The sequence below is a fragment of the Rhodococcus sp. EPR-147 genome (genome assembly GCF_001647185.1).
Taxonomy (GTDB): Bacteria; Actinomycetota; Actinomycetes; order Mycobacteriales; family Mycobacteriaceae; genus Rhodococcoides.
Genome location: NZ_LVCU01000425.1, coordinates 1 through 4,495, shown reverse-complemented (window position 1 = coordinate 4,495; position 4,495 = coordinate 1). Strand labels below are relative to the sequence as shown.

Here is a 4,495-nt window from a genome sequence, read left to right as displayed (position 1 = left end):
CGGCGACCAGACCGAACAGGGTCTTGAGGAGAGTCGACTTCCCGGCACCGTTGGGTCCGATGATGCCGACGATCTCGCCGTCGTTGAGAAAAAAGTTGCACTCGCTGAGGATGTTGACACCGGGGATGTATCCGGCCACCAACCCGTCCGCGCGGAGCAGTGCACCTTCGGCGAGTCGAGCATGTTCCTCGGGTGTCGCGGCGAATTCCGCCGGCGTCAATGTCTGTTCGCTCATCGGTCGTCCTCCTTGGCCCGGTGCGAGCCGCCTTCGGTGCCGTCGGTTGCGATCGGGCGGGCGAACTCCGGCTCCGAGAGGTCGCCTCCCGCTTCGAGTTCCTCGGCCTCGGCCTTCTTCAGTGCCTCCGCCAGCTCCGCTGTGGCACCGACCGGATTGCCGTCGGCATCGAACTCGAGAGCCTGATCGTGATGGCTACCGAGATACGCGTCGACGACGGCTCCGTTGTTGGAGAGCTCCTCGGGGGTGGACTCGGCAATGATGCTGCCTTGAGCCATCACCACCACCCAGTCACTGATGTCGCGGATGACGTCCATGTCGTGCTCGACGAACACCACCGTCATACCGTCGTCGCGAAGCGACTTGATGTGCCCCAGAAGTGACTGCGTCAGAGCCGGATTGACCCCGGCCATGGGCTCGTCGAGCATGACCACCGACGGATCGGTCATCAACGCACGCGCCATCTCCAGCAGCTTGCGCTGGCCGCCGGACAACGAGCCGGCGAGGTCGTCGGCCTTGGCGTCGAGCTTGAAGCGGCCCAGTAGCTCGTAGGCGCGTTCGGTGATCTGACGTTCCTGGGCCTTCCACGTCCACGGCATGAAGGTGTTGATCATGCGCTCACCGCGCTGACCCGTCGCACCCAGCCGAACATTGTCCAGCACAGTCAGTTTCGACAGCGCCTTGGTCAACTGGAACGTGCGCACCACACCTTTGCGGGCCACCTGGTGCGGATGCATCCGGCCCAGTTCCTGACCGTCCATCGACCAGGTTCCCGTGTCGGGTCGATCGAATCCCGTGAGCAGGTTGAACAGGGTGGTCTTGCCTGCGCCGTTGGGCCCGATCAGTCCGGTGATGCAGCCCCGCTGAATCTCGAGGTGCGCCACGTCGACGGCCTTGAGGCCACCGAAGGTGCGCGAGACGCCGTCGACGACCATCGTGGCGTCCGGTTTCGGTGCGCCGGGTTCGTTGGGAACACCGGCGAACAGGGCGGCGCGTTGATCGCTCGACAACGCCTGCGCAGCGCGTGATTCGAGTGTGCTTGCTTTCTTGCTCGGTGCGGCCGTTGCAGCAGCATCCTTGCTCGGGTCAGGCATTGAGTTGAACCTCTCGCTTGTTGCCGAGAATGCCCTGAGGTCTGAACACCATCAAGACGGCGATCAGGATTCCCAGGAGCACGAATCGCGTGGCACCGACCTGAGCGCCGGTGAGATTGAGCACCGGGTCGTCGCCGGAGATCAGTTGCCGCAGAATCGCATCGGGAATGGACAGCAGGAACCAGAAGAGCATCGCGCCCAGTACCGGGCCGAACACTGTTGCCGCCCCACCGAGAATCAGTGCGCCGAAGGCGAAGAACGTCTGCGCCGTCGAGTAGAAGTCCGGGTTGATGGATTGGGTCTGCAGTGCGTTGAACACACCGCCCATACCGCCGATGACGCCACCGAGAACCAGTGCCTGCATCTTGTAGACGAAGACGTTCTTGCCCAGCGAACGGGCTGCGTCCTCGTCCTCACGGACAGCCTTGAGGACGCGTCCCCACGGGCTGTGCGTCAGCAGGTAGACCACGCCGCACAGCAGCAGGACCAGCGTCCAGCCGACGAGCATGGCCCACAGATCGTTGCCGAGGAACCGCACGCCGATGAATTCGTAGGACTTACCACCCTCGAACGGGCTCATACTGGTGAACGGGCCGGCGAAGCCGGTGATGCCGTTGGTGGATTTGGTCACCGAATCCGTTGCGGTGGACCGAAACACCAATCGGAGAATTTCCGAGGCGGCGATGGTGACGATCGCGAGATAGTCGGCTCGCAGTCGCAGCGTCGGAATGCCGAGAACCAGGGCCAGTAACCCGGCTGCAGCGAGGCCGACCAGAATGCCCAGCCACAGCGGCTGTTCGTAGGTGATCGTGGTGATGCCGACGCCGTAGCCGCCGAGCAGTGCGAAGCCGATCTGACCGAAGTTGAGTAGTCCGGCGTAACCGAAGTGCAGGTTCAGGCCGATGGCGAGTAGAGCGTAGAAGATGGCCGACGGGCCGACCAGCTGAGCGAGTGAGATCTGAAGTGCGCCGATGATATCCATGTGAAGGTCACCCGATCCTTTGTCGCGAGCCGAGGATGCCCTGTGGACGGACGACGAGGATGAGAATCAAGACGAGCAACCCTCCGATGTATTTGAGATCGGGATTGATGACCAGCGTCGACCACTGCACGAGCAGACCGACGATGACGCAACCGAGGAAGGCGCCGTAGGCCGTTCCCAGTCCACCGAGTGTGATGCCGGCGAACATGAGCAACAGGAGTTTGAAGCCCATCTCCCACTGGACGCGACCGCCGAGTTCGGAGAGCCCGAACAACACGCCGCCGAGGGCAGCCAGGCCGCCGCCGAGGCACCAGACGAACGTGACCACGCGCTCGACGTTGATGCCGGAGGACGCAGCGAGGTCCCGGTTGTCGGCAACCGCACGCATGGCCTTGCCGATCTTGGTGCGCTGCAACATCAGTGCGACGCCGACCAGAACGACGATGCTGATGACGATGCAGGCGAGGTTGACGTTGGTGATCGAGAGCGGACCCCAGTTGTTCTCGGTCTGAGCCTGGTAGTCGTCGAAGGGTTCGGAGCGGTCCGAGAAGAAGATCAGGATGAGATAGCGCAGTGCGATCGCGAGGCCGATCGTCACCACGAGCTGTGCGATGAGGCCGGTCCTTCGTTTGCGCAACGGCCGCCATATCAGAGCGTTGTTGAGCCAGCCGATCGCGACTCCCACGACGATCGCCAGCAGCGTGGCCGGGATGAGTTGTATCCCGACACTGACGTTGAAGAACCACGCCGCGACGGCACCGAGGGTGACCATCTCTCCGTGCGCGAAGTTCGTCAGACCGGTGGTGCCGAAGATCAGACTCAGTCCGACCGCGGCGAGCGCGATGACGAGGCCGAAGCGAAAGCCGTCGACCGTAGTGCGTACGAACTTCTCGTAGAACGGAATGCTGGTGGCGGTTCTGGCCTCGCCGAACGAGAAGATGACGGTGTTGGAACGCCCGGCCTCCACATCGCGCTGGACCTCGCCCTGAACGCTGACGCCGTCGGGGAGCGTTTCCTGGACCACCTGGAATGTGTATGTGCCGGGAGACAATTCGAGGGTCCACCGGCCGCCGGTTTCACTGGTGGTGCGGGCGACTTCGGAGCCGGACGCGTCCAGCGCCGCGACATCGACGCCGATGAGTCTTTCGCCACCGTTGTTGAGAGATCCGGCGACGCTGACCGCGTCCGCAGGCGGTGCCTGTTCGGCGCTGGTCCCCGGTGCTGCCGGGGGAGTGGGGGTAGGTTCCTGGGCCAATGCCGGCGCACTGAACAGCAGCGCGGCAATGGAACTCAGAACGGCGAGTAGGAGTGTTCGCTGGAAGAGCCGAACGGCAGATCTTGCGCGCAACCTCGGCGGTTGCACCTTTCTGGTCCATCGAACATTTGGAGCCACGCACGTCCTCCGGACGGTTGTCGTTGAGTCACGGGTTGGGGATTTACTGCAATTGTCGGACTCTATCCGCTGAAACGACGCAAAATCGGCGACTGAGATTTCCGGAAAGTATCGGTTGTGTTTCGCGGTGCACGACGCGCGCCGTGAGAGCGATCGCGTCGCGGCGCCTGCATCCGGCTTCGAGTTGTCGGACCCGCTCCCTAGACTGGTCAACCGTGAGCCCAGTAACGGAGAAAAGTGCAGCGCCCGCAGCCGATACCGACGCGAAGGCGGGCGGGGAGCGGCCCACGTTGCTGCTCATCGACGGCCACTCGATGGCGTTCCGTGCCTTCTTCGCGTTGCCTGCGGACAACTTCAAGACCACCAGCGGTCAGTCCACCAACGCCGTGTACGGGTTCACCTCGATGTTGATCAATCTGCTGCGGGACGAGAAACCGACGCACATCGCGGCGGCGTTCGACGTCTCGCGGCAGACCTTCCGCGCCGAGCGGTTCCCCGAGTACAAGGCCAACCGCAGCAAGACCCCGGACGAGTTCGCCGGCCAGGTCGACATCACCAAGGACGTACTCGGGGCCATGGGTATTCCGGTGATGGCAGAGGCCGGCTTCGAGGCGGACGACATCATCGCCACTCTGGTGACCCAGGCAGAGGCGCTCGGCTACCGCGTCCTGGTGGTCACCGGCGACCGCGATGCGCTGCAGCTCGTGACCGACAACGTCACGGTGTTGTATCCGCGCAAGGGCGTCTCGGATCTGACTCGGTTCACTCCCGACGAGGTCGCCACCAAGTAC

At 63.4% G+C, this 4,495-nt stretch carries 5 protein-coding genes; 1 reads left to right on the top strand and 4 read right to left on the bottom strand.

Annotated elements, in window-relative coordinates:
- The 4 genes from A2J02_RS18780 to A2J02_RS18765 all read right to left on the bottom strand — a co-directional run.
- Positions 1 to 235: ATP-binding cassette domain-containing protein (locus A2J02_RS18780; RefSeq protein ID WP_156516295.1), on the bottom strand; the 235-nt coding region annotated here is incomplete at its 3' end.
- Positions 232 to 1,329: an ABC transporter ATP-binding protein gene (locus tag A2J02_RS18775; RefSeq protein ID WP_231893832.1), complete on the bottom strand. Its 1,098-nt coding sequence runs from the start codon at positions 1,327 to 1,329 to the stop codon at positions 232 to 234. The genes A2J02_RS18780 and A2J02_RS18775, both read right to left, overlap by 4 nt.
- Positions 1,322 to 2,311, bottom strand: a complete 990-nt coding sequence (locus tag A2J02_RS18770; RefSeq protein ID WP_068052136.1) for a branched-chain amino acid ABC transporter permease — start codon at positions 2,309 to 2,311, stop codon at positions 1,322 to 1,324. The genes A2J02_RS18775 and A2J02_RS18770 overlap by 8 nt, the downstream gene beginning before the upstream one ends.
- Before the next feature lie 7 nt (positions 2,312 to 2,318).
- Positions 2,319 to 3,659, bottom strand: a complete 1,341-nt coding sequence (locus A2J02_RS18765) for a branched-chain amino acid ABC transporter permease (protein WP_068052133.1) — start codon at positions 3,657 to 3,659, stop codon at positions 2,319 to 2,321.
- 260 nt (positions 3,660 to 3,919) lie between these two features.
- Here A2J02_RS18765 and A2J02_RS18760 point away from each other — a divergent pair.
- The coding region (locus tag A2J02_RS18760; protein ID WP_442971488.1) for a 5'-3' exonuclease at positions 3,920 to 4,495 on the top strand (576 nt) is incomplete at its 3' end.

Excerpts from the sequence above, each read along its gene's own strand:
- A2J02_RS18775 (WP_231893832.1), bottom strand. The coding sequence starts at position 1,329 with ATGCCTGACCCGAGCAAGGATGCTGCTGCAACGGCCGCACCGAGCAAG.
- A2J02_RS18770 (WP_068052136.1), bottom strand. The coding sequence starts at position 2,311 with ATGGATATCATCGGCGCACTTCAGATCTCACTCGCTCAGCTGGTCGGC.